The 26944-nt window shown below is 28.1% G+C and carries 21 protein-coding genes; 17 read left to right on the forward strand and 4 right to left on the reverse strand.

Features of this window, described 5'->3' with window-relative positions; translation table 11 throughout:
* Positions 1–12: 12 nt before the first annotated feature.
* The gene (locus APAC_RS06815; protein ID WP_228255894.1) at positions 13–549 is read right to left on the reverse strand and encodes an ankyrin repeat domain-containing protein; all 537 of its coding nucleotides are present in this window, start codon (positions 547–549) and stop codon (positions 13–15) included.
* Positions 550–668: 119 nt separating this feature from the next.
* On the opposite strand from APAC_RS06815, the gene APAC_RS06820 reads away from it, so the two are divergent.
* Positions 669–1799 carry a PepSY-associated TM helix domain-containing protein gene (locus APAC_RS06820; RefSeq protein WP_130233395.1) on the forward strand — a complete coding sequence of 377 codons (1131 nt, stop codon included), beginning with the start codon at positions 669–671 and terminating at the stop codon, positions 1797–1799.
* 12 nt (positions 1800–1811) lie between these two features.
* On the opposite strand, the gene APAC_RS06825 is transcribed toward APAC_RS06820, so the two are convergent.
* Entirely contained in the window at positions 1812–2264 is a 453-nt protein-coding gene (locus tag APAC_RS06825) for a Fur family transcriptional regulator (protein ID WP_130233396.1), read from the reverse strand.
* 272 nt (positions 2265–2536) lie between these two features.
* Here APAC_RS06825 and hemP point away from each other — a divergent pair, with 272 nt between their 5' ends.
* Both hemP and APAC_RS06835 read left to right on the forward strand, forming a co-directional pair.
* Positions 2537–2668: a hemin uptake protein HemP gene (gene hemP / locus APAC_RS06830; RefSeq protein ID WP_130233397.1), complete on the forward strand. Its 132-nt coding sequence runs from the start codon at positions 2537–2539 to the stop codon at positions 2666–2668.
* An 81-nt stretch (positions 2669–2749) separates the two neighbouring features.
* A complete protein-coding gene (locus tag APAC_RS06835; RefSeq protein WP_130233398.1) occupies positions 2750–4945 on the forward strand; it encodes a TonB-dependent receptor domain-containing protein in 2196 nt (731 codons plus the stop codon).
* A gap of 434 nt (positions 4946–5379) precedes the next feature.
* Here APAC_RS06835 and APAC_RS06840 read toward each other — a convergent pair whose 3' ends face one another.
* Positions 5380–7761, reverse strand: a complete 2382-nt coding sequence (locus tag APAC_RS06840; RefSeq protein WP_130233399.1) for an AAA domain-containing protein — start codon at positions 7759–7761, stop codon at positions 5380–5382.
* A gap of 377 nt (positions 7762–8138) precedes the next feature.
* Here APAC_RS06840 and APAC_RS06845 point away from each other — a divergent pair, with 377 nt between their 5' ends.
* The 14 genes from APAC_RS06845 to APAC_RS06905 all read left to right on the forward strand — a co-directional run bounded on the left by APAC_RS06845 (position 8139) and on the right by APAC_RS06905 (position 25895).
* Entirely contained in the window at positions 8139–8711 is a 573-nt protein-coding gene (locus APAC_RS06845; protein WP_130233400.1) for an HNH endonuclease, read from the forward strand.
* Complete coding sequence (locus APAC_RS06850) at positions 8695–9987, forward strand: tyrosine-type recombinase/integrase (RefSeq protein WP_130233401.1); 1293 nt, start codon at positions 8695–8697, stop codon at positions 9985–9987. Before APAC_RS06845 ends, APAC_RS06850 begins: the two co-directional genes overlap by 17 nt.
* 118 nt (positions 9988–10105) lie before the next feature.
* The gene (locus APAC_RS06855) at positions 10106–11644 is read left to right on the forward strand and encodes a Fic family protein (protein ID WP_130233402.1); all 1539 of its coding nucleotides are present in this window, start codon (positions 10106–10108) and stop codon (positions 11642–11644) included.
* Between the two features lie 20 nt (positions 11645–11664).
* The gene (locus APAC_RS06860; protein WP_128985720.1) at positions 11665–11880 is read left to right on the forward strand and encodes a hypothetical protein; all 216 of its coding nucleotides are present in this window, start codon (positions 11665–11667) and stop codon (positions 11878–11880) included.
* Between the two features lie 176 nt (positions 11881–12056).
* Positions 12057–13643, forward strand: coding sequence for a type I restriction-modification system subunit M (locus tag APAC_RS06865; RefSeq protein ID WP_130233403.1), 1587 nt, complete (start codon positions 12057–12059; stop codon positions 13641–13643).
* Positions 13644–13655: 12 nt separating this feature from the next.
* Positions 13656–14852: a restriction endonuclease subunit S gene (locus tag APAC_RS06870; protein ID WP_130233404.1), complete on the forward strand. Its 1197-nt coding sequence runs from the start codon at positions 13656–13658 to the stop codon at positions 14850–14852.
* The gene (locus tag APAC_RS06875) at positions 14849–16234 is read left to right on the forward strand and encodes an FRG domain-containing protein (RefSeq protein ID WP_130233405.1); all 1386 of its coding nucleotides are present in this window, start codon (positions 14849–14851) and stop codon (positions 16232–16234) included. The genes APAC_RS06870 and APAC_RS06875 overlap by 4 nt, the downstream gene beginning before the upstream one ends.
* A gap of 13 nt (positions 16235–16247) precedes the next feature.
* On the forward strand, positions 16248–19106 hold the full coding sequence (locus APAC_RS06880; protein ID WP_130233406.1) for a type I restriction endonuclease subunit R: 2859 nt from the start codon (positions 16248–16250) through the stop codon (positions 19104–19106).
* 5 nt (positions 19107–19111) lie between these two features.
* Complete coding sequence (locus APAC_RS06885) at positions 19112–20368, forward strand: hypothetical protein (RefSeq protein WP_130233407.1); 1257 nt, start codon at positions 19112–19114, stop codon at positions 20366–20368.
* A 15-nt stretch (positions 20369–20383) separates the two neighbouring features.
* The gene (locus APAC_RS06890; protein ID WP_130233408.1) at positions 20384–22186 is read left to right on the forward strand and encodes an ATP-binding protein; all 1803 of its coding nucleotides are present in this window, start codon (positions 20384–20386) and stop codon (positions 22184–22186) included.
* A 16-nt stretch (positions 22187–22202) separates the two neighbouring features.
* Positions 22203–23195, forward strand: a complete 993-nt coding sequence (locus tag APAC_RS06895; protein ID WP_130233409.1) for a DUF3800 domain-containing protein — start codon at positions 22203–22205, stop codon at positions 23193–23195.
* A gap of 117 nt (positions 23196–23312) precedes the next feature.
* The gene (locus tag APAC_RS13240) at positions 23313–23480 is read left to right on the forward strand and encodes a hypothetical protein (RefSeq protein WP_170170132.1); all 168 of its coding nucleotides are present in this window, start codon (positions 23313–23315) and stop codon (positions 23478–23480) included.
* A 1-nt stretch (position 23481) separates the two neighbouring features.
* Positions 23482–24852, forward strand: coding sequence for an RNA-binding domain-containing protein (locus tag APAC_RS06900; protein WP_130233410.1), 1371 nt, complete (start codon positions 23482–23484; stop codon positions 24850–24852).
* 32 nt (positions 24853–24884) lie between these two features.
* The gene (locus APAC_RS06905) at positions 24885–25895 is read left to right on the forward strand and encodes a virulence RhuM family protein (protein ID WP_130233411.1); all 1011 of its coding nucleotides are present in this window, start codon (positions 24885–24887) and stop codon (positions 25893–25895) included.
* An 800-nt stretch (positions 25896–26695) separates the two neighbouring features.
* Here APAC_RS06905 and APAC_RS06910 read toward each other — a convergent pair.
* Positions 26696–26944, reverse strand: a complete 249-nt coding sequence (locus APAC_RS06910) for a hypothetical protein (protein ID WP_130233412.1) — start codon at positions 26942–26944, stop codon at positions 26696–26698.

Below are 26944 nucleotides of genomic sequence, written 5' to 3' on the forward strand. Positions count from 1 at the left end.
AATATAGTTCTATTATTTAGATAAATTTGAGAATTTATCCATTAAATATTTGATTTTTAAATCAAAGGCAAGCGAAAAAGCACTATTACCTAAAAAATCTTCATGATATATATTCGCACCATTATCAACTAAATAATTTATACTATTAAGTTTATTATATAAAACAGCATAAATTAATGCTGTTGAGTGAATATCATCTGTTTGATTAATATCTAAGCCACAATTTCTCAAACATTTAATTATCTTCACATTGTCTTTATAAACAGCATAATTAATAGCAGTTAAGTTTGTAGTTACATTTTGATTTATCCCTAATTTAATAAGCTTTTCTATTGCTTGTATATTAGAAGAATGAATTGCCCAAAAAAGAGCATTTCTTCCTTTGTTATCTCTATAATTAATATTTAATTGTTGTTCTTCAATTAGTTCTATTACAGTATTCCATTTTTGGTTATTTATTAATGAAAAAAATAGTTTTTTCATAATATCATTTTGAATGAAGTGATTATTTGATATTTTCCACCTTTTAATATTAATAATTATTATCATAAATAAAATAAGCTTATAAATAGTTTAAAATAGATATTAATAACCATTATTATAATTGTTAATAAATGGTTAAAATTAATAAGATAAAATTCTCAAAAAATAAAAGGAGCATATATTTAATGCATAAGAAAATATGGTTTAAGATTCACTGGTTCTTAGGAATAACAGCTGGTATAATACTACTTATTGTAGGAACAACTGGAGCTATTTTATCATTTGAGAAAGAGATATTAAAAACTATAAATAGTGATAGTTATGTTGTTCAAGTAACGGGTGAAAACAGACTTTCAAATGAAGAATTATTAGAAAAATTTCAAACAAAAATGCCAGGAAATAAAATACAAGGTATTACTTTTTTTAATGATGAAAGTGCAAGTGTTATTATAAATGTACAAGGTGCTGGAAATGGAAGAGCAGCTAGAAAGGGAATTGATTATTTTGTTAATCCTTATAATGGAGAGATTTTACCAGGAATTGTAGGAAAAGATTTTTTTGGTTTTGTTCTTAGATTACATAGATGGCTTGCTTTACCTGGTGATGCTAGAGAAATTGGTAAGCAAACAGTTGCGATTTCTACTATTTCACTTATTATTTTAATTATAAGTGCAATAATAATCTATTGGGGAAGAATAAAACATGCATTCTTTAAAAGTTTTACTTTTAAATTTAAGCATAAAGGAAGAGCTTTTTTATCAACTATGCACAGTGCTATTGGTATGTGGGTTATTCCATTATACTTATTAGCTTCATTGACAGGTTTATATTGGTCATATGATTGGTATAGAGATGGTTTATATGCAATATCTGGAGTTGAAAAAAAAGAAAGAAAAAAAGTACCTATGCAAAAAGTTAGTGGCCAAGCTCAATTAGGTTTTGATTCACATGCTAAAGCTATAACTATTTTTAAAGACTATGTTAAAGATGATTATTCAAGTGCATCATTTAGATTTCCTAACGGAGGCTCTTTTTACTCTTTTAGATATTTTGATAAAGAACCAGCTCACTACAGAGCATCAAACTTATTAGAGTTAGATATAAATACACAAAAAATTATAAAAGTAGAAAAATATGAGGATAAGCCATTAAATGAGAAATTAATGGGAAGTATATTGCCTTTACATACAGGTGAATACTTTGGTGTTATTGGTCAAACAGCTATGTTTATAGCAGCAGCTTTAATGTCACTATTTACAATAACAGGTTTTATGTTATATTTTAATAGAAAAAATAAGAAAAAGAAAAGAGTTTAGGCTCTTTTCTTATTATTGACACTCTTCACAAATACCATATATAATCATAGTATGGTCTTTTAATAAAAAACCATTTTCCTTAGCAATTCTAACTTGTGAATCTTCAATAAAATCATCATTGAATTCTATGATTTTATGACAGTTTGTACAAATCATGTGGTCATGATGAGTTGATAAATTTAGTTCATATTTTTTTGCACCATCTCCAATATCAAGTGATGTAATAATATTTATGTCCTCAAAGAACTTTAATGCTCTATAAACAGTTGCAATACCTATATCAATATTGTAATCATTTTTCACCTTTGCTGTAATTTCTTCAGCATTTAAGTGTTCATCTTCAAAATATAACGCTTTTAAAATATAATCTTTTTGCAAAGAGTTTTTAAGTTTTAGATTTGAAATATGTTTTTTGAAGTTTTTTAAAAATCTATCAAAATCCATTTTATTATCAACTGCACTCATTAATTATAACCTTGAAAAAATACTAGCAGTACTCCTACAAAAAGTGTTGATGAGTAGATTTTCCATAAGTTGTTATGTATTTTCATATTTTTTTCGATTAGACTAAGCTTTTTCATTTTTTATCCTAAATTAATAATCATTATTAATATATTATCAGTTTAGCACTTAAAATAATATTAATGATAGTCGTTATCAATATTAATGTTTATTTAAGTATTAACTTATTAATATTCCATTTACATTTTGTTAACAATTCATAAAGTAGGAAAACTATGAAAGAAAAAAAAGAAAAAATTGACACAAAAGAGATATTTAGTGAATCAAATATAATAACTATTATTCACCAAGGACAAGAGTATCAATTAAGAATAACAAAATCAGATAAGTTAATTTTAACTAAATAAAAGAATATTAATTAGCCAGCAAATATTATCTCCTAAAAGTAGCCAGCAAAAAATATAAAAACAATTTACTAAGGATAAAAATTGAAATTAAAAATTGCAAGTAGTGTGGCTATATTATTAACTAGTCAAAGTTTATTAGCAAATGAAACATTACTAGATGATGTAACAGTAACAACAGCTTCAGGTTATGAACAAAAATTAGCAGATGCACCTGCTAGTATTTCAGTGATTTCTAAAGAAGAGTTATCGAAAAAACCTTTTACTAATTTATTAGATGCCCTAAAAGATATTGAAGGTATTGATATTGGTGAAACAAGAGATAAATCAGGTCAGGGAAGTATTAGTATTAGAGGTATGGGTGGTGACTATACTTTAATTATGATTGATGGTAAAAAACAAAATAATAATGGTGATATATATCCAAATAACTTTGGAGGATTTCAAAACGCTAATTTACCACCACTTGAAATGATAGAAAGAATAGAAGTTGTTAGAGGACCTATGTCTACACTTTATGGTGCTGATGCTATGGGTGGTGTTGTAAATATCATAACTAAAAAAATCACTAGTGAATGGACTGGATCTATAACACATGGTAAAACTTTTCAAAGTGATAGCCAATTTGGAAATGATACAACTACAGATTTTGCTTTAATGGGGCCATTAGTAAAAGATAAACTAGGATTAAGTTTAAGAGGTAGTTATTATGATAAAGAGGCTTCAACTCCTATTACATCAAATGGTTCAACATTTGGAGGTGCAGGAAAAACTGTAGATAATCAAAATTGGAATTTTGGTACAAGTTTAACATTTACACCAAATGAAAACCATACAATAAAAGCAGATTATGATATTTCAAAACAAAAATATGATAACACTGGAAGTTTTGTAGGAACAGTTGATAGTTATGAAAACTTATGGTATGAAAGAAGAGGAGCATATTCTCCAAGAGTTGGTTATGCACCTGTACAAAGAATGGAAAGGGAACAATACTCAATTTCGCATGAAGCACAATGGGAAGTTGGAAAAAGTACTATTTCAGCACATTACATTAAAACAGGTAATTTAGGAAGAAGTCTACCTTTAAATGCTACACAAAGAGTATTTATGAATAGTTTATATTCTAACTATACAGATTTAGAAGATTTTAGAGCAAATGGAACAGCAGCAGAAATTGCTGAGTTTGAAGCACTTTTACCAAGACCAACAAGAACTTTAGAATCAAGTACTATGACTTATGATGCAAAATATGAACTGCCATTAGAAGAACATTTTTTAATCATTGGAGCACAATATGTTGATGCTGAGTTAGAAGATGGAGTATTTGGTATGACAGATGCTGCTCAAACAAAATCAGGTGTAGTAGAAGATTATAAACAGTGGGCTTTATTTGCAGAAGATACGTGGGCTATTACTGATAATTTATCATTTACAACAGGTCTTAGATATGATAATCATGAGTCTTTTGGAAGTAATTTAAGCCCAAGAGGATATGCAATTTATAATTTAAATGACAATTGGACATTTAAAGGTGGTGTTGCAACAGGATATAAAACTCCAAAAACTACAGATTTATTTGATGGTATTACTGGTTTTGGAGGACAAGGAACTTCTCCTTGGGTTGGTAATCCTAACTTAAACCCTGAAAAAAGTGTAAGTAGTGAAATTGCAGCTTATTATACTCATGAAGCTGGACATAATTTTAATATTACAATATTTAATAATGATTTTGAAGATAAAATTGAAAATGTTACTTTAACTCAAAATCAATTACCTTCTGAGTGGGATGGAATAGCAACAAGTGCTAGACAAAAACAAAATGTTGGTGAAGCCCAAATTAAAGGTATTGAATTAGCAGGTAAATATAAAATCACTAAAGATGTAACTTTTAAAGCAAACTACACATACACAGATTCACAAAGGGAAGATACAGGTAATCCATTATCTTCAACTGCAAAACATTTATATAATCTTACTTTAGATTGGCAAATAAATAAAAAATGGAATACATATATTAATATGAATGCAGAAAAAGATAGATGGAGAGGAGTTGAAGGTTTAGATTATTATGAAGATTATCAAGTGTTTAATTTAGGGTCTTCATATAAAGTATCAAATGATGTTACTTTAAATGGAAGAGTAAATAACTTGTTTGATAAAGATTTTAGTGGAACAACTGATTATACTGATGAAAACGGTGATGCAGCAACAGCTTATAGTTATAATTTAGCTCAAAAAAGAAGAGAGTTTTGGGTAAGCATGAATGTTAAATTCTAATTAAATTTAAAATAGTGATTGAATAAAGCTTTTTTATAGCTTTATCGTCACTATAAAACTCAACATAATTTATAAAAAACCATTAAATAAAATTGCACCTAATGATATTAGAAAATTACTAGGTGAAAATATTGTTGATACTGTTTTAGGTCATATTCCAAGTGGTATTGCTTCAAGATATGCAACAATTAAAAATACAACTGTGGGTCCAATTGTTGATTCAGCTTTAAATGGATTGTTGGATGAAAATAAAGTTGAATAATTAATGATGTTCTTGAAAAATTGATTGTTGATAAAATACGAATATCGTATATGATGAATCAAAATTTTCATTTGAAGATGTAAAAAAAGCCTTTTCTAAAAATGATTACCATGATGCAACTATAAAAGAACAAACAATATATGCAAAATTTTTTAAATGCAAAGAAAAGTCCTTATTCTCTTATGTATTTATTATTTGATATTTTTATTAAATTTCCAATGAGTTGTTTTTCAACATCTCTAAGCCAAAAATTTTCATTAGATACAATTATTAACCTTTTTTTAGCTCTACTTACAACCGTATTTATTAAGTTTAATGAATTGAATTTATGATTTAAAGAGTTTGTAAAAAATGCACCTCTTTTACCTGAACCAGCAGGAGAATCATCTACTACACTAAAAATAACAGTATCCCATTCACTACCTTGACTTTTATGAATAGTCATAATGTTTTCATAATATTTTCTATCAAGATTTTTTTTGAGTAATTGAACTTGTTTATTGTAGGGAGTTAAAACAGCAAAATCCTTAATATCTTCATTTAGTATAAAATTTTTTATTAAATCAACTTCCCATTGATTACTTCTCTCATAGACTTCAATAGGGTTGCTTGATGTATGTATTGAAATAATTTCAGTAGAATTTTGTGAAGCAGACTTAAATCCAAATTTATAAACAAATTTATCTAATACTTGTGCTAAATTATTTCCAAACCTATGCGTAAAATTTAAGTTAGTTTGTTGTGCTATTTTATATGTTGGAGTAATTTTATTTAAATATTCATCTAATAAATCTTTTTCATATTCTTGTATAAAAATTGATTCAAAAAAAATAGAAGATTGACTCCATAAAAATGTTTTTTGTATACTATTTAAGTCATCATTCCTTACTTCCGAAACAGGAGGTAGTTGCATATGGTCACCTAAAAAAGTTATAGGACATTTATTTCTAAATAATGTGATGGCTTTAATATTTGACATATATCCAGCTTCATCACAAAATATGTGGTCTGCTGTTATTGAATCTTTCAGTGTGTATTGAATATATGCATCAATTGTCATAGCAATAATTTGAGAACCTTGAATTCTCAGTTTAGTAGTCTGTTCTAGAAGTGCATTTCTTTTAAACTCAATTTCTTTGATTCTCTTTATAAGTCTATTCATTTCAAAATTTTTATGATGTTCATCTAACGCTTCATTGATTAGGTCATCATTATATAATTTAGCAATATTTTCTATATTATTTTTCCATTTGATAGACCAATTGTTTAAATCATTTATTTTCTTAATAATAAGGTTTCTTTTGTCTTGGATATTATCATCATCTAAATCTTTAAAAATCTCATTATAGATTTTTTGACTTTTTGTAAAACTTTTTGCTTTATTTAGTATGTCTAATATTTGTTTTGAAATTTCATTGATCTTATTATCTATCCTTTTAATTTCATTTCTTAGGCAATTGATATTGACAACTTCATGAAGTTTATTTTCTTCTATAAGTTTTTCATTGTAATTTACACAACTATTATCTTTCCTTTTAAATATAGCATCTTTAATTATCTTTGAATTATTAGAAAAATGATATTTTTTAAGTGGTTGAGTAATTAAATTTAAAAGAGGTTGAAGATCTTCTTTCTTCGCTTCATAGTTTTTTATGTTCTCTTTGAAATCGATAATATCTGCTAATAAATAATTTATGTTTTCCAAATCAGATGTTATTTCTTTCCCTTCTCTAAATTTAATTACTTTATTTAAAATTTTCAATTCATTTTCTATTAAAGATATTTCATGTTCTAAACCTCTAACTTCACAAATTTCAGAATGTTTTTCTACAAATTTTTTAGAAGGAACACCTACTCTTAAAAATTTATTTTTTGATATTCCCAATTTTTCTGTATTTTCAATAATTCCATATAAAATCTGTTCTAAAGCAACATTTGTTGGAGCAACAATTAAAACTTTTTTATCACTTTTTATATAGTTTATTATAGAACAAGATAATACAGCTCTCGTCTTCCCAGTTCCAGGAGGACCCCATATATAAGAATAAGTATTATTAAAAATTGTATTGATTGCTTCTCTTTGATTATCGTTTAGTGTGGTATCATAAAGATTATCTAATGTATAATTTTCAATTAGAGGTATAGTATTTGTAAAACCTAATGTTTTTCCATGCTTATCATACCATTCAATTAAATTTGTGATTAAAAAAAGTAAATCATTTATAACAAAAAATTGATGTGCTTGCAATTCACTAAAATTTAAATCTTCTTTAATAATTTTGAGATATAAAAGTTTATTTTTATGGTCATATTCTTTTACTAGTAAATCTTTATTATTAAAATAATATTCACCACTAATATTATTTTTAAAATATGTAGTATCAAAATTGAAAATGGGTTTTTCAAGTTTAATTTCATATAAAGTGTCATCTAATTGATTTATTGAATGAACAGATGTTACAGTTTTACCATGATGCTCAGTAAATTGTTTTATGTATTCATAATATATATTGCATTGGCTGAGACAAAGTTCTCTAATTTTCAGATTATTCATTAAATAATATATTCTCTTCCCATAACTTTATAATTAGATAGATTATACAGAAGTGTTCTTAATTATTTGATTTTATCTTCAGCGCTTCCAAAAAGTTTTAATATTTAAAGATAGATTCGTTTTTATTATTTTTTAGTTTTTGAATAAAATATTAGATGGTACCTCCAGCCGGAATCGAACCGGCACTCCAGTGGAATGCGATTTTGAATCGCCTTTAAATAAAGACACACCTACATACAAACGACACAGTATAAGCCTTTATTTAAGGGCTTTTAAAATTCTTTTAAACTATAAATAAATATAATTAGATTCAAATATATATAGTAAATTGTGTACTTTTTTGTGCCCGATTCGGTACATATTTAAAGGATTTAGTTATGAATCAAGAATTAAAAAGATCACTATGGGAAGCTCATGATGGTTTGTGTTTTTACACAGGAATACCAATCACTATGTTTGATATGCACATTGATTATATTCAGCCTTTATCAAAGGGTGGGAATGATGAACTTAATAATTTAGTTCCCTGTTGCAGTAGAGCTAAAAAACAAAAAGCAAATATATTCAATGAAAATACAACGAAACAAATAATTATGTTTAATTCTTTGGTTTATACTCCCAAAGTAGAAAAGTTATTTAATAAATACAAAATAGATGAAAATGTTTGTACAAAAAAACAATTAAACAAATACTTTGTTGTTGGATATAACAATATCTCTGTGACAACACCTGTGACTATCGATGATGAGTTTTTAAATTATGATGGAAAGATTTGCAAATTTGATGGATTAAAATTACCAGATGAAGCAAGAGTGAAAGCAAGAAAAGCTATTACAATTTATGGTGAAAGAAAGGAATATAAAAAAACTTTTTTTATTTCTAATCTTGAAGATACAATTAAAAAAGCCAATGATTATATTAATGGAAAAATAAATGATTCTAACATTTGATCTAAAAAAAATAAATACTAGCGGTTTGAGCTACAAAGATGATGGGCAAATCCCATCTAGCAAAATCAAAGATAATAAAATTATAAATTCAAATATAATATTTACAAAGCCTTATAAATTATTAGTAAGAGCTTCTAAAATGATAAATGGAAAAAGGATACAAACTAAAAAAACAATACCTTTTGATCCAAATACCACACTCCTTGATGCAATCAAAAAAGCTTCAAAAGTTTATGAAAACCTGATGGATGAAATAAGTGTTGAAGCATATACAAAACAAGAGTTTACAACAGATATGCCTTATAGTAAGGTTTATGAGTTATATTTAGAATATAAAGTTGCTCAGTATGAAGCAAGGGATGATAAAAAAGAGTTTCCACGAAAAAAGTTTGAACAATTTCATAATAAATGGTTAAAATCAATTATGAACAAACCAATCGGTATGATTGATGAAGAGGATATTCATAAAGTTGTATCAACTATGAAAAAAGCAGGAATGGCAGAGAGAACATCAAGAGGTGTTTATCAGTCTGTAAATCCAATTTTTAAATATTTTAATATGAAAGCGGCAAAATTTGGTATAAATATCCCATCTCCAGCCCTTCAAAGAGATTTACCACCATTAAATAATGAAAGAGGTTTGGAACTATCTTTAGAAGAGATAAAAGAGCTTTTTAATGAGCTAAAAAACTATCCTTTAACTCCTGTGAGAGAGATTTTTATGTTTTTGATGCATGGAAGAAGATTTGGTGAAGTGGTAACTTTAGAGTGGAGTGATATAAATTTTGAAGAGAGTATTTATACCGTAAGAGCTTTAAATAACAAAGCAAGGGTTGATATGATTTATCATTTATCCCATAGATTAAAAGAGACTTTAGAGTCTATTGGTATTAAACAAAGTGGATATATTTTTACAAAGATTAATAATAAAAATGAACCTTATAGTAAAGGAGCTATTAGAAGTCATTGGAAAGATAAACCAATAGTAATCCACCAAATAAGAAATTGTATCGCTACATATTTGAAAAATGGAATGGGTATTGGAGATGATGTTGCAGGTGCGATTTTAGGGCATAAACAAAATAAAACTATTACAAGTAGATATGGAAAAATCAATTATTATTCATTTGGTAAAGTTATTGATGATATGTTGGATGAGATTTTTGGCGAGAAAACAGTAACTCCTGTTGATAGTGAAAAATTAAGCCAATTAAAACTTTTATTTCCAGATAAAACAGAAAAGCAACTTATCGAAGTTTTGAATATTTTAAAATGATTAGCAAAGTAATCTATAAGTAAAAACAAAAGTAAATTTATTTTAAAAAACAAAGTAATTTTATATCAAAAACAAAAGTAATATGATATAATGATTTTAAGACAAAAAAAGGGAAAATATGAAAAATCAAGCACTAAGTTCTGGACTTAAAAGAATAAAAAAACTACAAAACAAATCACAAGTGTTTGAAACAAAAGAGTTTGAACCACTTGAAGTTACAGAGCTTAAAAAAGCTGGATTTTTAAAAGAGATTATAAACGGTTGGGTTTATTTATCAAGCCCTGCTGAGATGGAGTTTGAAACAACATCTTGGTATATAAATTATTGGGAATTTATAAATAAATACCTCAAAAAAAGATTCAAATCCGCTTATTGCTTAAACCCTGAAGCTTCACTTTTACTTCATAACAATGATAGATATATTCCAAAACAAATCTCAATCATCACAAAAACAGGAGCAGTATCAAATATCAAACTTCCTTTTGGTACATCGCTTTTAACTTATCCAGATGCTAATAACTTCCCTAAAAAAGAGTATATTACAAGCTTGCGAGGTATAAATGTGATGAGTGTAGAATATGCTCTTTGCAAAGCAGGACCTACATACTACAGAGATAAACAAAAAGAAGTAGAGATACTTATGACTTCAAAATGGGATTTTCAAAAAACTATTGAAATTTTAACCGACTCAAAATCTAAAATGACAACAGCAGCAAGTAGAATCCATGGGGCACTTTTGTTTTTTGATAGAAATGAAGAAGCTGGAATTTTAAAATCACTCTATGATGCTACATTTGGAGGCTCACTTAGTTCAACAAATCCATTTAACAAAGATGCCGTAAGGTTTTTATCATCAAATAAACCAAGATCAGTAACATCACTAAAACTTGAAGCAATGTGGAATAATTATAGAGATGTGGTAGAAAAGATTGGACAAAGTATACCAAAAACCACTTTTACAGCCCAAAAAATCGAATCTATGCTTGAAATTGTAAAAGAGCAAGATATGTATCACTCACTATCTATAGAAGGGTATAAAATCACAGATGATTTAATAGAAAAAGTAATGAAAGGCAACTGGAACCCAGAGCTTGATGACAGTGATAAAAAAACAAAAGATGCACTTGCAGCTAAAGGCTATTTTGAAGCTTTTAATGAAATAAAAAATGATTTAAAAGAAGAAGTGACAACAGAAAAATATGGTAATAAATTTGTCGAAAAGCTTCACTCAAAATGGTTTATTAAATTATTTACTCCAAGTGTTCAATCTGGACTTTTAAAAGCTAGTGACCTGGTGGGATATAGAAGACATCAAGTATTTATAAGAAACTCCCAACATGTGCCACTTGAAGAGTGTGAATTATTAGATGCTATGGAAACATATTTTGAATTATTAGCAAATGAAAAAGACCCATTTGTAAAAGCAGTTTTAGGACATCATCTTTTTGGATATATACATCCATATATGGATGGAAATGGAAGAATGGCAAGATTTATTATGAATGCTTTTTTAATCCTTGGTGGCATAAACTGGACTGTTATTAGAGTTGAACGAAGAGATGAGTATATGAATGCACTTGAAAGTGCAAGTGTAAATGAAAATATAGAGCCATTTGCTAAGTTTGTTTTAGATTCGATAAAAAAAACTGATGCGTAAAAGAATAGGAGAACTTGACTATGAATGATTTTAATCCAACTACAGGCTTACCGATGTCAGGTGGTGGAATTGATATAGGAGGCACACCTTATGGTAGTAGCCCAGATAGTTTTGATGGTGAAACTAGCAATTCAAGCTATGATGGTTTCAATAATATTGCTAACTACTGGAGCTGGAAAATTGATGTTGTAATTATGCTGATTGTAATTGGGGTAAATGTTTATTTTTGGCAATAGGTGAGTAGTAAAATCTCCTGATAGCTTGTTTTAATCTTCTAAAATTACTGTTTCATCATTCGTTTAAAATAATTATTTTTCATACAATTAAAGCTAAAATTAAAAATATCTTAACCAGTATTTATAGTATTTTTGGATAAAATCAAGACAATTTACTATTTAGGATATAAGATACAATGAGCGACGAACAAAAGAGAATATTACAAGAAAAACTTTGGGCTATAGCAAATATCCTTAGAGGGAAAATGACAGCTGATGATTACAAAGATTATATACTTGGCTTTATATTTTACAAATACCTTTCTGAAAAAATAGAACTTTTTATCAACACAGAACTTTTAAGTGAAGATGATTTTGAATTTGCCGACATTAATGAATCGATGGAAGATTATGAAGAGTTACTCAAAGATTTGCAAAAAGATACAGTTGAAGAGCTTGGATATTTTTTAAAACCAAATGAGCTTTTTTCATACATAGCAAAAAAAGGAAACAATGAATCAGAGGGTGAATCAAACTTCATCTTAGATGATTTAGAAACAATCTTAAAAAATATAGAATCATCTACAATGGGTACAGAGTCGCAAGAGGACTATGAAAACCTTTTTGAAGATTTAGACCTTACCTCTTCAAAACTTGGTAAAAGCGAAAAAGCAAAAAATGAACTCATCGCCAAAGTACTGGCAAAACTTGATGAGATAGACTTCAAGCTTCACGATACAAATGCAGATATTTTGGGTGATGCTTATGAGTTCCTTATAGGTGAATTTGCAAGTGGTGCAGGTAAAAAAGCTGGAGAGTTTTATACTCCACAAGAAGTATCAACTCTTTTAGCCCAAATAGTTACAAGCAAAAGAAAACCAGCAACTATCTATGATCCAACTTGTGGTTCGGGATCACTTCTTCTTAGAGTTGCAAAAGCATTGCCAAAAGATGAACATCCAAAGTTTTACGGTCAAGAGCTTACAAGAACTACATATAACCTTGCTCGTATGAATATGATACTTCACGGTGTACATTATCGTGATTTTGATATAAAAAATGAAGATACTTTAGAGCATCCACAACACCGTGGGATGGAGTTTGATGCAATTGTTGCTAATCCTCCATTTTCAGCTCATTGGTCGGCTAGAGAGTTATTTTTAAGTGATGATAGATTTTCTCACTATGGGAAACTAGCACCTAAGACAAAAGCGGATTTTGCATTTGTACAACATATGATCTCTCACTTAGCAGAAAATGGAACTATGGCTGTTGTACTACCTCATGGGGTGCTATTTCGTGGAGCTGCAGAGGGGCATATACGAAAATATATGATAGAAGATAGAAACTACATCGATGCCGTGATAGGACTACCTGCAAATATCTTCTTTGGTACAGGTATTCCTACATGTATTTTGGTGCTTAAAAAATGTAGAGAAAACCCAAATGATATATTATTTATCGATGCAAGTGGCGAAGATAATTTTGATAAAGTTAAAAATCAAAATAAACTAAGACCAGAAGATATAGAAAAAATAGTAAAAACATACAAAGATAGAGAACAAAAAATAGACAAATATTCTTATAGGGCTACAATTGAAGAAATAAGAGAAAATGACTATAACCTAAATATTCCACGATATGTAGATACTTTTGAAGAGGAAGAAGAAGTTGATCTAGATGTAGTAAGCAGTGAATTAAAGGCTCTTGAAGTTGGGATGAATACGACAGATGAAACAATAGCGAAGTTTTGTGATGAACTTGGTATTGCTACACCGTTTTGAGAAGGTATAGATATGATTAATGTACCACAATTACGATTTCCAGAATTTCAAGATGCATATAAGGAACATAAGTTATCAGAATTACTTAGTAGATATTCTGAAAATAATAAAGATGAAGAGTATGGTATTGATGATATATTATCTTTATCATATGAACATGGAATAGTTGATAGAAAAGAGCTACTTGAAGATACATATAGCAAAGTTAACCACAAGAACTATATTAAAACCAGATTTAATGATTTTATCTTTGGGAAAAGTATAAGTACAAATTACCCATATGGTCTATTTAAAGTAAATAATTTTCGAGATGGTTTACTATCATCGCTTTACTTTACTTTTAAAACCTCAGAAAATGTTTCTCCAACATATCTTGATAAATATTTCAGTCATCAAAATAGAGCTAATAATTTTTTGAAAAAACTTGTCTTGGTTGGAGATAGATATATTACAGCTGATTCAAAGTATATCTTAAGTGCTAAAATATTTGTACCATTGAAAAATGAACAGGAAAAAGTTGCTTCATTTTTAACAATAATCGAGACAAAGATAAAACAGTTCACAAAAAAAGAGGAACTTCTACAGCAGTACAAAAAAGGTGTAATGCAAAAAATATTTAATCAAAAAATTAGATTTAAAAAGGATGATGGAAGTGAATTTCCAGAGTGGCAAAAAAAATCTATAGGTGAAGTTTTCAAGCAAAGAATAGAAAAAAATGCAGAAAATTTAGAACTTTTATCTGTAACTATGCGTGATGGAGTAAAAAAAAGAGAGGATATTTCCACAAAAAATAATTCTAGTGAAAATAAAAATAATTACTTGAGAGTTTATAAAAACGATATTGTCTATAATTCTATGAGAATGTGGCAGGGTGCCAGTGGTGTTTCACACTATAATGGGATTGTAAGTCCAGCTTATACAGTTTTAAAAGGAAATGACGAAAATTCATCTTTATTTTTTGCATACTATTTTAAAATACAAAAAAATATACATATTTTTCAAAGAAATTCCCAAGGCTTAACTTCTGACACTTGGAATTTGAAGTATCCACAATTAGCTAAAATAAAATTGACATGCCCACACAAAGACGAGCAAATAAAAATAGCAGACTTTTTATCCTCTATTGACTCTAAAATAGAGAAAGTCCAAAATCAATTACAACTAACTAAAGAGTTTAAAAAAGGGTTATTACAAAGGATGTTTGTATGACTATAGAAGAAACAGAAGTTGTAAATAATGCTCAAGAAGACTTTGAAGAGTTTATAAATGCAATTATCAAGGATAAAAAATATTTTTATTGGACTTTAGAGTACTTTGAGAGAATGGAGTATATCTCATTTGGACATTATACTCTAACACCATCACAAAAAGAGCAAATCAATGAAGTGGCAAAAGATCTGTTTCTAGATAAGGGTGTGGTTTTTTCGGTTAAAAATAGCTCTATACGAAATGAACTAAGCATAAAAAATATTACAAAAATTACTAAAGCACAAAAACCTGTAGAGTTTATCCTTGAATATACTTTGTACAAGATTTTATCTTCGATAGTTGAAGAGCTTGAACTTGATATAAGTGGCGAGTCAGATGAAGAGTTGAAAAAAACATATAGTGTTGAGCTTGAGAAATGGCAAGAGATTTTAAAACTTCAAAAAAACAACTTTATTTTTACATGTTTAAAATACTATATAGAAGAAGATGAACCTATCTATTTTGAAGGGTTTAATAAGTTTGGTACATTTGGAACACACAAAGATTTTCTAATAGATTTTGAAAATAAAATAGATGATAAATTAAAAGAGAGAATTGATAATCTATGGCTTAATAAAAAGTTTGAGAGAGTGATGAACTTTGTATTTAGTTTTTCAGATAATGACGATAAAGAAGAGCTAAGATTTGCACTGCAACATTTGACAAAAGATAAAATCAAAAAGAAAGAGTTGTATTTTAGAGGTCAAGCATATTCTAACTGGTTATTGCGACCAAGTATAGCAAGGACAGAACAGCTTTTGAAAAATGAAAATGACCTTTTTCACAAGATTTTAGCTCTTAAACCAAATGACTTTAAAAATGATCAAACTGATTATGAACGACTTATAACCATGCAACATTATGGACTACCAACAAGACTTTTGGATGTGACAAGAAATCCTTTGGTTGGTCTTTATTTTGCATGTAGTAATTTGCTTAGAAAAGATGAAGACGGTTTAGTTTTTATCTTTGAAGAGAATGATCAAAATGTATTTTTAAATCCTGATGATGAAAAAGTAAAGCATTTGACAAACATAGTAAAATCTGAACACAATAAAATCGATACTACAAATAAAGAGTATCTAAAAAATAATCATTTTATCAGAGGTATCGCAAAAAACAAAAGAATAGATAACCAAAGTGGTGATTTTATTTTTGTGGGTATAAGTGAAAAATCAAAAGAAAATAGAGATGTAGAAAAATTGGTTTCAAGTTATTTGGTGATAGATTATGGAGTAAAAAAATCTTTACTTGATAATCTTGAAGTGATGAATATACATGGTGGTTCAGTATATCCAGAGCTTGGTAATATGAGTAACTATCTCCATCATAAGTACAAATAATTAGGGGTTTTAAGTGGCTAAACAATCAGAATATTTTATGGAAAAAGAGCTGATAAGACAGCTTGAAAATTTAGGCTATAGAAGAGTTTCAATAAAAGATGAAAACGATCTACTATCAAACCTAAAGAAACAACTTGAACGACATAATAATATTGAATTATCTATGGATGAATTTAAAAAGATACTAAATTATCTGAATGATGGTGGGATAGTTCAAAGGGCATTTATACTTAGAGATAGATTTCCGTTGCAAAGGGATGATGGTACAACTAAAAGGATACGATTTTTCAATATGGAAAAATGGTGTGAAAATGAGTACCAAGTAACAAATCAAATAACAATAGAGGGTGCATATACAAATAGATATGATGTAACGATTCTCATAAATGGTTTACCTCTTGTACAAATAGAGCTTAAAAGAAGTGGAGTAGCCCTTAAAGAAGCATTTAATCAAATAAATAGATACCAAAAAGATAGCTTTTGGGCAAGTCATGGACTTTTTCAATATGTGCAGATGTTTGTTATAAGTAATCGTGTAAATACAAAATATTTTGCGAATGATCCAGAACAAACTTTTAAACAAACATTTTCTTGGACAGATGAAAAAAACAATCCTATATCAGAATTAAAAGATTTTACAAAAGTATTTTTAGAGCCTTGTCACTTGTCTATTATGATAGGCAAATATACGGTTATCAATGAGACTCAAAAAAGACTTATGGTATTAAGACCTTATCAGTACTATGCAGTTGAAAAAATAGTAAAACAAGTCAAAGACTCTATAGATGGTGGGTATATTTGGCATACTACAGGAAGTGGAAAAACACTAACTTCATTTAAAACTTCTCAAATCATCAAAGATAACTCAAATGTAAAAAAAGTGCTTTTTGTGGTTGATAGAAAAGATTTGGATTATCAAACAGCACAAGAGTTTAACAGTTTTAAAAAAGGTAGTGTAGATAGTACCGATAATACATCAAAACTTATAGAGCAACTTATATCAAATACGGAAGATACAAAGCTTATAGTTACCACTATCCAAAAGCTTAATAATGCTATCTCAAAAGAGAGCTTTAAAAAGCAAATTGAGCATTTGCAAAATGAGAAGATCGTATTTATTTTTGATGAGTGCCATCGAAGCCAATTTGGTGAAACACATGGAAAAATAAAAGAGTTTTTTCAAAACAATCAAATGTTTGGATTTACTGGGACACCTATCTTTAACGATAATGCTGTGGCAAATAGCAAAGGTAAAAGAACTACAAAAGATTTATTTGGAGAAAGATTACACACTTATGTGATCAAAGATGCTATTAAAGATGAAAATGTATTGAAGTTTTCAGTTGAATATATAGGTAAATATAAACAAAAAGAGGACTCAAAAACAAAGATAGATATATCTGTAGCGGATATTGATAAAAAAGAGGTAATGGAGTCTGAAGATAGAATCGAAAAGATTGTAAATTATATTATCGCTGTACATGGTAAAAAAACACATCAAAGAAATTTTACTGCAATGCTTTGTGTAGGTAGCGTCGAGGGTGCTATAAAGTACTATGAACTATTTAGAAAGAAAAAAGAGAATCAACAACACAACCTAAATATAGCAACTATATTTTCTTATGGACAAAATGAGGAAGCAAAAGAATCTTATGGAATTATAGAAGAGGAAAAACTTGAGGTAAATGCTTCTCAGGTAAATGAAACATACAAGTCTAAGTTGGAATCGTATATTGAAGATTTTAATAACAAATTTGAGACAAATCATTCTCTAAAAGATACCCAAAGCTACTATACATACTACAACGATATAGCAAAAAAAGTAAAAGAGAAAAAAATAGATATTTTAGTAGTGGTAAATATGTTTTTAACAGGGTTTGATAGTAAAAAACTAAATACACTTTATGTGGATAAAAACTTAAAATATCATGGACTTATTCAAGCATATTCAAGAACAAATAGAATTGATAGTGAATTAAAAAGTCAGGGTAATATAGTGTGCTTTAGAAATTTAAAAGATCAAACAGATGAAGCAATCGCACTTTTTAATGATGAAGAAGCAAACGAGTTTGTAAAACATAATGATGTGTTTATCGAAACTTATGAGGAATACCTTGAAAAATTTAAAGATGCTCTAAATAGTTTAAAAGATGTTGCACCAACTGTTTCAAGTGTTGATGACTTAAAAGACGAAAAAGAGGAATTGAAATTTATAAAAGCATTTAGACAAATCATGAGATTAAAAAATGCTATGACTTCATTCTCTGATTTTACTTGGGATGATTTGGGCTTAAGTGAACAAGAGTTTGAAGATTATGTAGGTAAATATCTTGATTTAAACGATAAAGTAAAAAGAAATCAAAATAGTGAAAAAGAATCTATTTTAGATGAAATAGATTTTGAGCTTGAGCTACTGCACAAAGATGATATAAATGTAGCGTATATTTTAGAGCTTTTAGCAAGAGTAAGACGAGAAAAAGGCGATGACTATCAAAAACAAAAAGATGCTGTAATAAAAATGATTGTCGGTGAATCAAAACTAAGAAGTAAAAAAGAGCTTATTGAAAAGTTTATTGATGACCATTTGATGAAGCTTGGGGAAGAAGATAATATCGAACAAGTTTTTATGAGCTATTTAGATACTGAAAGAGAAAAAGCTATTGATTTCCTTTGTGAAGAAGAGAGCCTCAATAAAGAGGGATTTTATAAACTAATTGAGACTTATTTATCTAAGGGAGATGATGCAAGAAGTACGGAAATAATAAATCTTTTAGAAAAAAAACCATCTTACCGTGAAAGAAAGGTAATAGTTGAAAGATTGAAAAAGAAAATCGGTGATTTTATAGAGATTTTTATTGATGGTGTGCATTAAAAATTATGGAAAATTTAAAAACTTTTGACATACAAAATTTTACATCTAGTTATTCTGAACACATTAGGTTTAAAAAAGATGGCATTGAAATATCTTGTGTAGATTTTAATAATACAAATTTTTCTTTAGATGCTCATTTTATAAATCAGTGTAGAAAAGCCGTAAATCAAGAACGACAAAATTTTAGTTTACTTGAACTTTCTTCTCATAATGAAACTTATGAAAAAATAGAAATAGTATTTAAAAACTGTAAATTTGCAAACATTACTGTTAATGAACAAATTATTCGAGATGATATTTTTATAGAATTTGATATAAATGATGAAAAAGTTAAAAATTTACAAATGAATTTTATAAGAATAAGTACTTCAAAATTTCATGGTAAGTTTTATATTAATAAACAGTATGATGGATACAAAGAAGAATTTAGTATCTTTAAATTATTAATTGAAAATTCAATTTTTTATGATAATTTTAAACTTCATAAATGCAAAATTGAAGAAATACATATAAAAGATTGTGATTTTGAAAGAAATGCAGATTTTTTCAAAAGTAAATTTTTAAGTGGAGAAAAACAAGACAAGCAACAAATCGAAATTTATTTTCATGCTTTAAATTTTAGAGGGTTAGTACTATTTGGTGATGTTTATTTCTACAAAAAATTTCATTTACAATATGTCACGATTGAAGGCTATAGTCATTTTAGAAATGCAATATTTGAAGAAGGTTTAGACTTAGATTATGCAAATATTCAACATGAAATGAATTTTTTCGGATGCAAAGGACTTGAAAAGTTAAATTCAAGAAAAAATACATCTCAAGAGACATACAGAATTATTAAGCATAATTTTAAAAAGTTAAATAATACTATTGAAGCAAATCAATATCACTCATTAGAATTGAGTACACATAGAAAGAATATAAAAATACTTGATGCTTTTTTAGATTGTAGGATACCTTTACAAAATATTCTTGATTGGTTGGTTTCATTTTTTCATCTTATCACTTCAAATTACTCAAAAAACTGGTTTTTAACTTTAATTTGGATTGTGATAGTTAGTATAGGAACAAATTTATGTTTAGAGCATGAGCTATATTTGAATAAACAAATAAATTGGGAATGTATTTTTAAATATCTAAATATTTTAACAAGTAAAGATGATTTTGATAATTCTTATATAGCTATGACTTTCAATAAAGTTTTACTGGGTTACTTGTATTATCAATTTTTAACAGCAATCAGAAGAAACACAAAAGAATAAAGTGGAGAAAATAAAATGAGTGGAACAGTACCAGCAAGCATAGAAACTATAGTTAATGATTTACAAGATGTCTCTTGGGAACAAGTTGTATTTGAAGCTGTTACTAATTCATTACAGGCAAATGCAACAGAGATAAATGTTAGATTTAATTCATCTTCTTTGGAAATCACTGATAAAAAATATATAGATCAACTTATAGTTGAAGATAATGGAGAAGGATTTATAGATGATAATATCCAATCATTTCAAAATTATCGTTCACAGTTAAAAAGAGATTTAGGATGTAAAGGTATTGGAAGATTTTTATATCTTAAAATTTTTGAAAAAGTTCAAATTGAAAGTTTAGATAAAAAGATTGATTTTGTTATAAACAAAGATATTCAAGTATCAAGTCTAGCCTCAAAAGATCAAACAACAAAAGTCTTTTTCAATAATCCTAAAAAACAATTTACGGTTAACTATGATAAGTTAGAACAAGATTTAAAAGATCATTTTATCGCTTATTTTAGATTAATTTTGGGACAAAAAGAAGTTAGTATCAATATTTTTGAAAATAATACACTTCAAAAAACAATAAAGAGTACAGATATACCGAAGTTTGAAACTCATCCATTTAAGATTCATACTCATAAATTTACACTTGATTATGTTTTTAATGATGAAAATATAAAGAATTATGATGGTTTTTACTGTGCAGGTGGTAGAGTTGTTGTAAGAAATTCACATTTAGAAGGAAAAAAGAAATTCAATTCTTTTAAAAATATCAATATTCTTTTTCTTTTATCATCTTCGTATTTTGATAACAATGTAAATGAAACAAGAGATGATTTAACTATCATGCCTGTAAGAACAAGCGAAGGTTTATTTCATGATTTATCGTGGAGAGATATACATTATGAGCTAGCAAATCAGATAAAAGAGATAGCTAAAAAACATGAAATTGATATAGATGAAGAAGCTAGAATAAGTTTATCAAAAGCTAGAGAGGAAGCACCTTATTTAGCTTATTATTTAACAGACAATGAGAACGGATTAGATGCTGATAGTTTGCTTAGTAAGGCAAAAAAACAATTTGAAGATGATAAAGAAGCTTTGAGAACTAATAATAAACAAGCTTTAGAGGATTTTGATAAAATCATCAACATTGTTACACAAGCAGAATTAGCAGAGTATATTTTTGATAGACAAAAGAAAATTGATAAATTAAAACAACTTACCGATACAAATGCTATAGAGCAAGAGATACATAATCTTTTTATGAAACAACATACAGAGGATGACAAGGAAGATTATAGAAAAAATAGTTTATGGCTTTTTGACGATAGATTCATGACTTATGACAAAATCTTTAGTGAAGCACAACTTAATAAAATTTTTCCAAACTTACCAGATATTGCTAAGCGACCTGATATTTTAAGCATTATTTCTAATACATATGAAGAAGATGACCTTACAGATGTTGTAATTATAGAACTTAAGAGACCAAATGAAGATATAACACCAGCAGGTGCAGAAGAACAACTTTTAAGATATGCTAGATATATAAATGACTCAAGAGAAAATAATAAAATTAGAATTTGGACTTATGCATTTTTAAATTTTAATACTGAAACAGAGTTTGATTTGGACAATAAATCATATAACAAAATACCTACTCAAGGTGGTTTTCCAATTTATTACAAATATCACGAGAAGCCAAATACAATTATTAATTTTATAGATTATAAATCTTTAGCTTTTGATGCAGATACAAGAAATAAAACTTTTATGAAAATACTAAAAGGTTCTACTTTTAGTAAAAATAAGTTGTTAGATTAAAGGTATATAAAAAATAATGAGCAAAGAAAAAATTAAAATAATCCAAAATATCTTAAAAAAAGAAAATAGATACGATATAGCCATATTGCTAGAAAATGCTTATTTTGAAGATTATATTATTGATGGCTGGAATGGTGGAATTGGCGAAGTTAATATTTTTGTGCATCCAAATAACTATCTTCAATTAAGTAGATTAGAAGAGAACGAAAAAAGTATTCTTATTAAACTTTTTGATGGGTTGCCACACGAATACTACGAAATAAACTCTCTTACCTTTTCTATAAATACAGATATTGCAATAGAGCATGTAAATGATGCAGTTTATATTTTTGTAGATGAAGCTGGCGATATGGATTTTTCTTCAAATGGTTCAAAATATTACATGTTTAATTTTTTGATAAAAAATAGACCATTCAATCTTCATGAAATTATTGCAAATTATCGATATTCACTATTAGAGAGAAATTTAGACCCACTTAGTGGAAAAAGACTTGATATTGAAGCTTTTCATGCTTGCGAAGATAATAAATACATAAGAGATGAAATGTTTAATCTTATCTCAACATTTGATAAAAATAGTGTTAAGTCATATTCTTATATCCTTGAAAAACCAAAAGTTGATCCCTCTAAAAGAGATGAAAAAGATAAGTTTTATGTGGATAATTTGAATTTTGCTATTCATAAATTATTAGATGAACTTGAAATACAAAAAGATTTTATCATCATTACGGATAGACTCCCCGTTCATAAAAATAAAAATCGTCAAGTAGCAGCTTTAAAAAAAGGTATTAAAGAATATATCAAAACTAAAAAGTTAAATATCAGATATGATATTTTTCATCACTGTAGTGCATCTAGTGTTAATCTTCAAATCGTTGATTATATAAGTTGGGCAATTTTTAGAAAATATGAAAGAGATGAGGATATTTTTTATAAAAAAATAGAAAAATATTTGATAAAAATAGATGAGATGACAAAAGGTAGGAAAATTTTACACTATGAAAAATGACCCATGCTACCTATCTTACGAAGCTTCCCTTGGAATCTTATCAGTAGCTGGGAACTTTGAAGACAATTATACACTGAGTTTGATTAATAAAAGTTTAAGTCTAAAGGAGCCAAAAAAATGATAGATATTGATAAAAAACTCCAACAATTTTTAAGTACAAATGATGAAAATGAGATTTTAGAGTACAAAGAAGCTAAAAATCAGTACGATTTTGACAATCTTGGCGGTGAATACATCATAGTTAGGATTGAAGAAAAATTTAAAAATCAAATGTTTGAGGTTTAGTATGGATATCATCAAAAGAATATCAAATGGTGAAGATAGCTATACACAGTATAAAGTAGATGTATCAAACGCAGATAAATTAGCACAAGAGTTTGTGGCTTTTTCAAATGCAAGAGGTGGATTGCTTATAATTGGTGTGGATGATGATGGAAGTATAATTGGGGTTGATACAAAAGATATACAACGAATCAATCAACTCATAGGAAATGTGATAAATACACATATAACACCGCCAATCTATCCACTTGTGAAGATTGAAAATATTGATGATAAAAAAATAATTGTTGTTGAGATAGATGAGGGAAGCAATAAACCATACTCTACAAACGGTGGACTATACCTCACAAAAGCAGGAAGTGATAAACGAAAAATCTCTCCACAAGAGCTTAGAAGACTTTTTGCAGAATCTAAAAGCATTTATCCAGATGAAGAGCCTCTTCATAAAACTACTATAGAAGATATCGATGTGATAAAACTCAAAAAATGGCTCAAAGTTGACAATCCAAATATACTAGAAAAACTGAATAAAAATCAACTAGAGCTTGAAAATATCCTTACAAATCTGGAGCTTTTCAAAGATGGTCATTTGACTTTGGCTGGAAATCTACTATTTGGAGAAAATCCACAAAGGTTTTGCCCATCTTTTTATGTAGATTGTTGTTATTTTGATGGGTATGATGTGAGTGTGACGAAATTTATCTCAAAACAAGTGTTTAAAGGTACATTTGACGAGCTTTATGATGATAGTATGAGGTTTGTCACAAGTCAGCTTAGAAGCTATCAAGTAGAGGATGATTTTAACTCAAATCCAAAACTTGAGATTGCCAGAGAGATTCTCACAGAGCTTATTATCAATGCCTTGGTGCATAGGGATTATTATATCAACTCATCTATAAAGATATTTATGTTTCATAACAGAGTGGAGATTATAAGCCCTGGAAAACTTACAAATTCTCTTACAGTTGAGAAGATAAAAAATGGCATTGCCGTACATAGAAATCCAATACTTAATTCAATTTGTAAAAATCTTTTGCCATATACAGGCTATGGAAGTGGTATCAAAAGAGCAGTAGAACTTGATCCAACAATAGAGCTAATCAATGATTTGGAGATGGAACAATTTAAATGTATCATCAAAAGAGATGAAAAGTTGGGTGATAACGATAAAACTAGGGTAAAAACTAGGGTAAAAACTAGGGTAAAAATATTAGAATTGATAGAAAAAAATCCAACCATAACAAATCAAGAGATAGCAGATACCTTAGACATTACTGTAAAAGGTGTGGAGTGGCAAATAAAAAAATTAAAAGATGAAAATATAATTACAAGAATTGGTTCAACTAGATCTGGAAGTTGGAAGATTATTTCATGAGATTAAATAGAAAATATATTTAAAGGTTATAAATGGATAAACTTATACGAAACTCAACAGCAGAATTTTTGATATTTACTTCCCAAAGTGGTGAAAATAGTATCGAAGTGAAAGTTTTTGATGAATCTGTTTGGCTTACTCAAGCTATGATTGCAGAGCTTTTTGAAGTGCAACGACCAGCCATAACTAAACACTTGAAAAATATATTTGAAAGCAATGAATTAGATGAAGAAAGAGTATGTTCCATTTTGGAACACACTGCAAATGATGGCAAAACTTACAATACAAAATACTATAACCTTGATGCAATCATCTCTGTGGGATACAGGGTAAACTCAAAAAAAGCTACACAGTTTCGACAATGGGCTACAAGTGTACTAAAAGAGTTTGCCATTAAAGGATTTGTGCTAGATAAAAAACGACTTGAAAACGGCTCATTTTTAGGGAAAAACTATTTTGATAAACTCTTAGAAGAGATAAGAGAGATTCGTCTAAGCGAGCGGATGTTTTATCAAAAGATAACCGATATTTATGCCACAAGTGTCGATTATAACAAAGAAGATGAGACAACTAAAAAGTTTTTTGCAAAAGTTCAGAACAAACTTCACTTTGCTATACATGGACACACAGCAGCAGAGCTTATTTATAATCGTGCAGATAGTCAAAAAGAACATATGGGACTAACAACTTGGGATAATGCTCCAGATGGAAAAATACTGCGAACAGATGTAACTATCGCTAAAAATTATCTATCAAAAGATGAACTTGACTCACTTGGAAGAATCGTGAATGCCTTTTTAGACCTTGCAGAAAGTAGAGCTAAAAGAAACATCCCTATGACTATGGAAGATTGGGCAAAACGACTTGATGCATTTTTAGAGTTTGATGATAGAGAGATATTGCAAGACAATGGTAAAATCACTAAAAAAATAGCAGATGAAAAAGCTTTTAGTGAATTTGAAAAATATCGAATAGTACAAGATAGACTTTTTATGAGTGATTTTGATAAATTACTTTTGAATATAAAAAATGATGAGGATTGAATAAATTTCATCTATTTGTTGAAGAAATACAAATCTTAATCAGTCACCGGCGGTACAACCGTCGGAAGCCGTCGGAACCAAAAAAACACTAATAGTTTTTTAGACAAATGAGTGATATTTTAGACGAAGAGCAAAAGAAAAATAAGGTAAAAAACAACCTTCAATCATTGAGAAAAAGCAGTAAAATAGAGCCTTATAGGCGAATTTGGCATTTGTCTAAAACAAAAAAAGTTTAGACGAAGTTAGACAAATTTTTAGACGAAGCTAGACGAAAAGAGTAAAATAAAGAAAAAGTGAATTCAAGAATGCCATTTTCAGATATTAAATCAAAAACTATTTACAAGAACTTAAGAAAGATGGCTTAATAGTAAATAGTGGAAAATATTGGGAAATGGCTAAAAATTAGGATAAAAAAATATTTTAGCCATTTTTTTAGCCGTTTTTATCCCTAAACTACTGGCTGATAAGGACTAAAAACTAGTGTTTTTGGGATATTTGAGCATAAAATGGAATAAATAAAAATAGCTAAACAAAAAAACTTAGCCATTTTTTTATACCACTGTCGGAACCAAAAAAATATTAATAGTGTATTTTAGACAAAAAAATAATAAAATAAAAAGAAGATTACAGTGATGAGGGACTATGTTGGGACTAAGTAAGGATCAAGTTCATAAGTTACAGCAAAGAATATACAAAAGTTAGTTGCTAATTTTATTTCTCAGCCCTCAAGAACTAGCAGAGTCGCTCCCGTCTTAGGGCTTGATATTCAAGAGAAATTTTACCAAAATTTCTCTTGAATATCAAACCATTTGCACTCCAAAATCCTCTGGCTTGATATGAAAATGTGATGCTATTTTTTGATACATCAGTTCATTTACTTCACTTAAAATCCCTTCGCTTTGCTCATCGATGAAGTTATTTTTGATATCATAAGCAAATAGCAGTTTGTTTTCTTCATCCAATTTTATGGCTGTTAAATATTCTTTAACAATAAGCATTTTTGTTTCCTTTTTTTGAATATATTTTACAAAAATATGAGTTTTTGTCAA

This window comes from Malaciobacter pacificus, assembly GCF_004214795.1.
Taxonomy (GTDB): domain Bacteria; phylum Campylobacterota; class Campylobacteria; order Campylobacterales; family Arcobacteraceae; genus Malaciobacter_A; species Malaciobacter_A pacificus.

What these genes read in the sequence shown, in the direction of transcription:
- APAC_RS06895 (WP_130233409.1), top strand. Translation starts at nt 22,203, where the DNA reads ATGAGCAAAGAAAAAATTAAAATAATCCAAAATATCTTAAAAAAAGAA.
- hemP (WP_130233397.1), top strand. Translation starts at nt 2,537, where the DNA reads ATGAAAGAAAAAAAAGAAAAAATTGACACAAAAGAGATATTTAGTGAA.
- APAC_RS06900 (WP_130233410.1), top strand. Translation starts at nt 23,482, where the DNA reads ATGGATATCATCAAAAGAATATCAAATGGTGAAGATAGCTATACACAG.
- APAC_RS06850 (WP_130233401.1), top strand. Translation starts at nt 8,695, where the DNA reads ATGATTCTAACATTTGATCTAAAAAAAATAAATACTAGCGGTTTGAGC.
- APAC_RS06860 (WP_128985720.1), top strand. Translation starts at nt 11,665, where the DNA reads ATGAATGATTTTAATCCAACTACAGGCTTACCGATGTCAGGTGGTGGA.
- APAC_RS06840 (WP_130233399.1), bottom strand. Translation starts at nt 7,761, where the DNA reads ATGAATAATCTGAAAATTAGAGAACTTTGTCTCAGCCAATGCAATATA.
- APAC_RS13240 (WP_170170132.1), top strand. Translation starts at nt 23,313, where the DNA reads ATGATAGATATTGATAAAAAACTCCAACAATTTTTAAGTACAAATGAT.
- APAC_RS06855 (WP_130233402.1), top strand. Translation starts at nt 10,106, where the DNA reads ATGAAAAATCAAGCACTAAGTTCTGGACTTAAAAGAATAAAAAAACTA.
- APAC_RS06890 (WP_130233408.1), top strand. Translation starts at nt 20,384, where the DNA reads ATGAGTGGAACAGTACCAGCAAGCATAGAAACTATAGTTAATGATTTA.
- APAC_RS06845 (WP_130233400.1), top strand. Translation starts at nt 8,139, where the DNA reads ATGAATCAAGAATTAAAAAGATCACTATGGGAAGCTCATGATGGTTTG.
- APAC_RS06870 (WP_130233404.1), top strand. Translation starts at nt 13,656, where the DNA reads ATGATTAATGTACCACAATTACGATTTCCAGAATTTCAAGATGCATAT.
- APAC_RS06825 (WP_130233396.1), bottom strand. Translation starts at nt 2,264, where the DNA reads ATGAGTGCAGTTGATAATAAAATGGATTTTGATAGATTTTTAAAAAAC.
- APAC_RS06875 (WP_130233405.1), top strand. Translation starts at nt 14,849, where the DNA reads ATGACTATAGAAGAAACAGAAGTTGTAAATAATGCTCAAGAAGACTTT.
- APAC_RS06885 (WP_130233407.1), top strand. Translation starts at nt 19,112, where the DNA reads ATGGAAAATTTAAAAACTTTTGACATACAAAATTTTACATCTAGTTAT.
- APAC_RS06905 (WP_130233411.1), top strand. Translation starts at nt 24,885, where the DNA reads ATGGATAAACTTATACGAAACTCAACAGCAGAATTTTTGATATTTACT.
- APAC_RS06815 (WP_228255894.1), bottom strand. Translation starts at nt 549, where the DNA reads ATGATAATAATTATTAATATTAAAAGGTGGAAAATATCAAATAATCAC.
- APAC_RS06820 (WP_130233395.1), top strand. Translation starts at nt 669, where the DNA reads ATGCATAAGAAAATATGGTTTAAGATTCACTGGTTCTTAGGAATAACA.
- APAC_RS06865 (WP_130233403.1), top strand. Translation starts at nt 12,057, where the DNA reads ATGAGCGACGAACAAAAGAGAATATTACAAGAAAAACTTTGGGCTATA.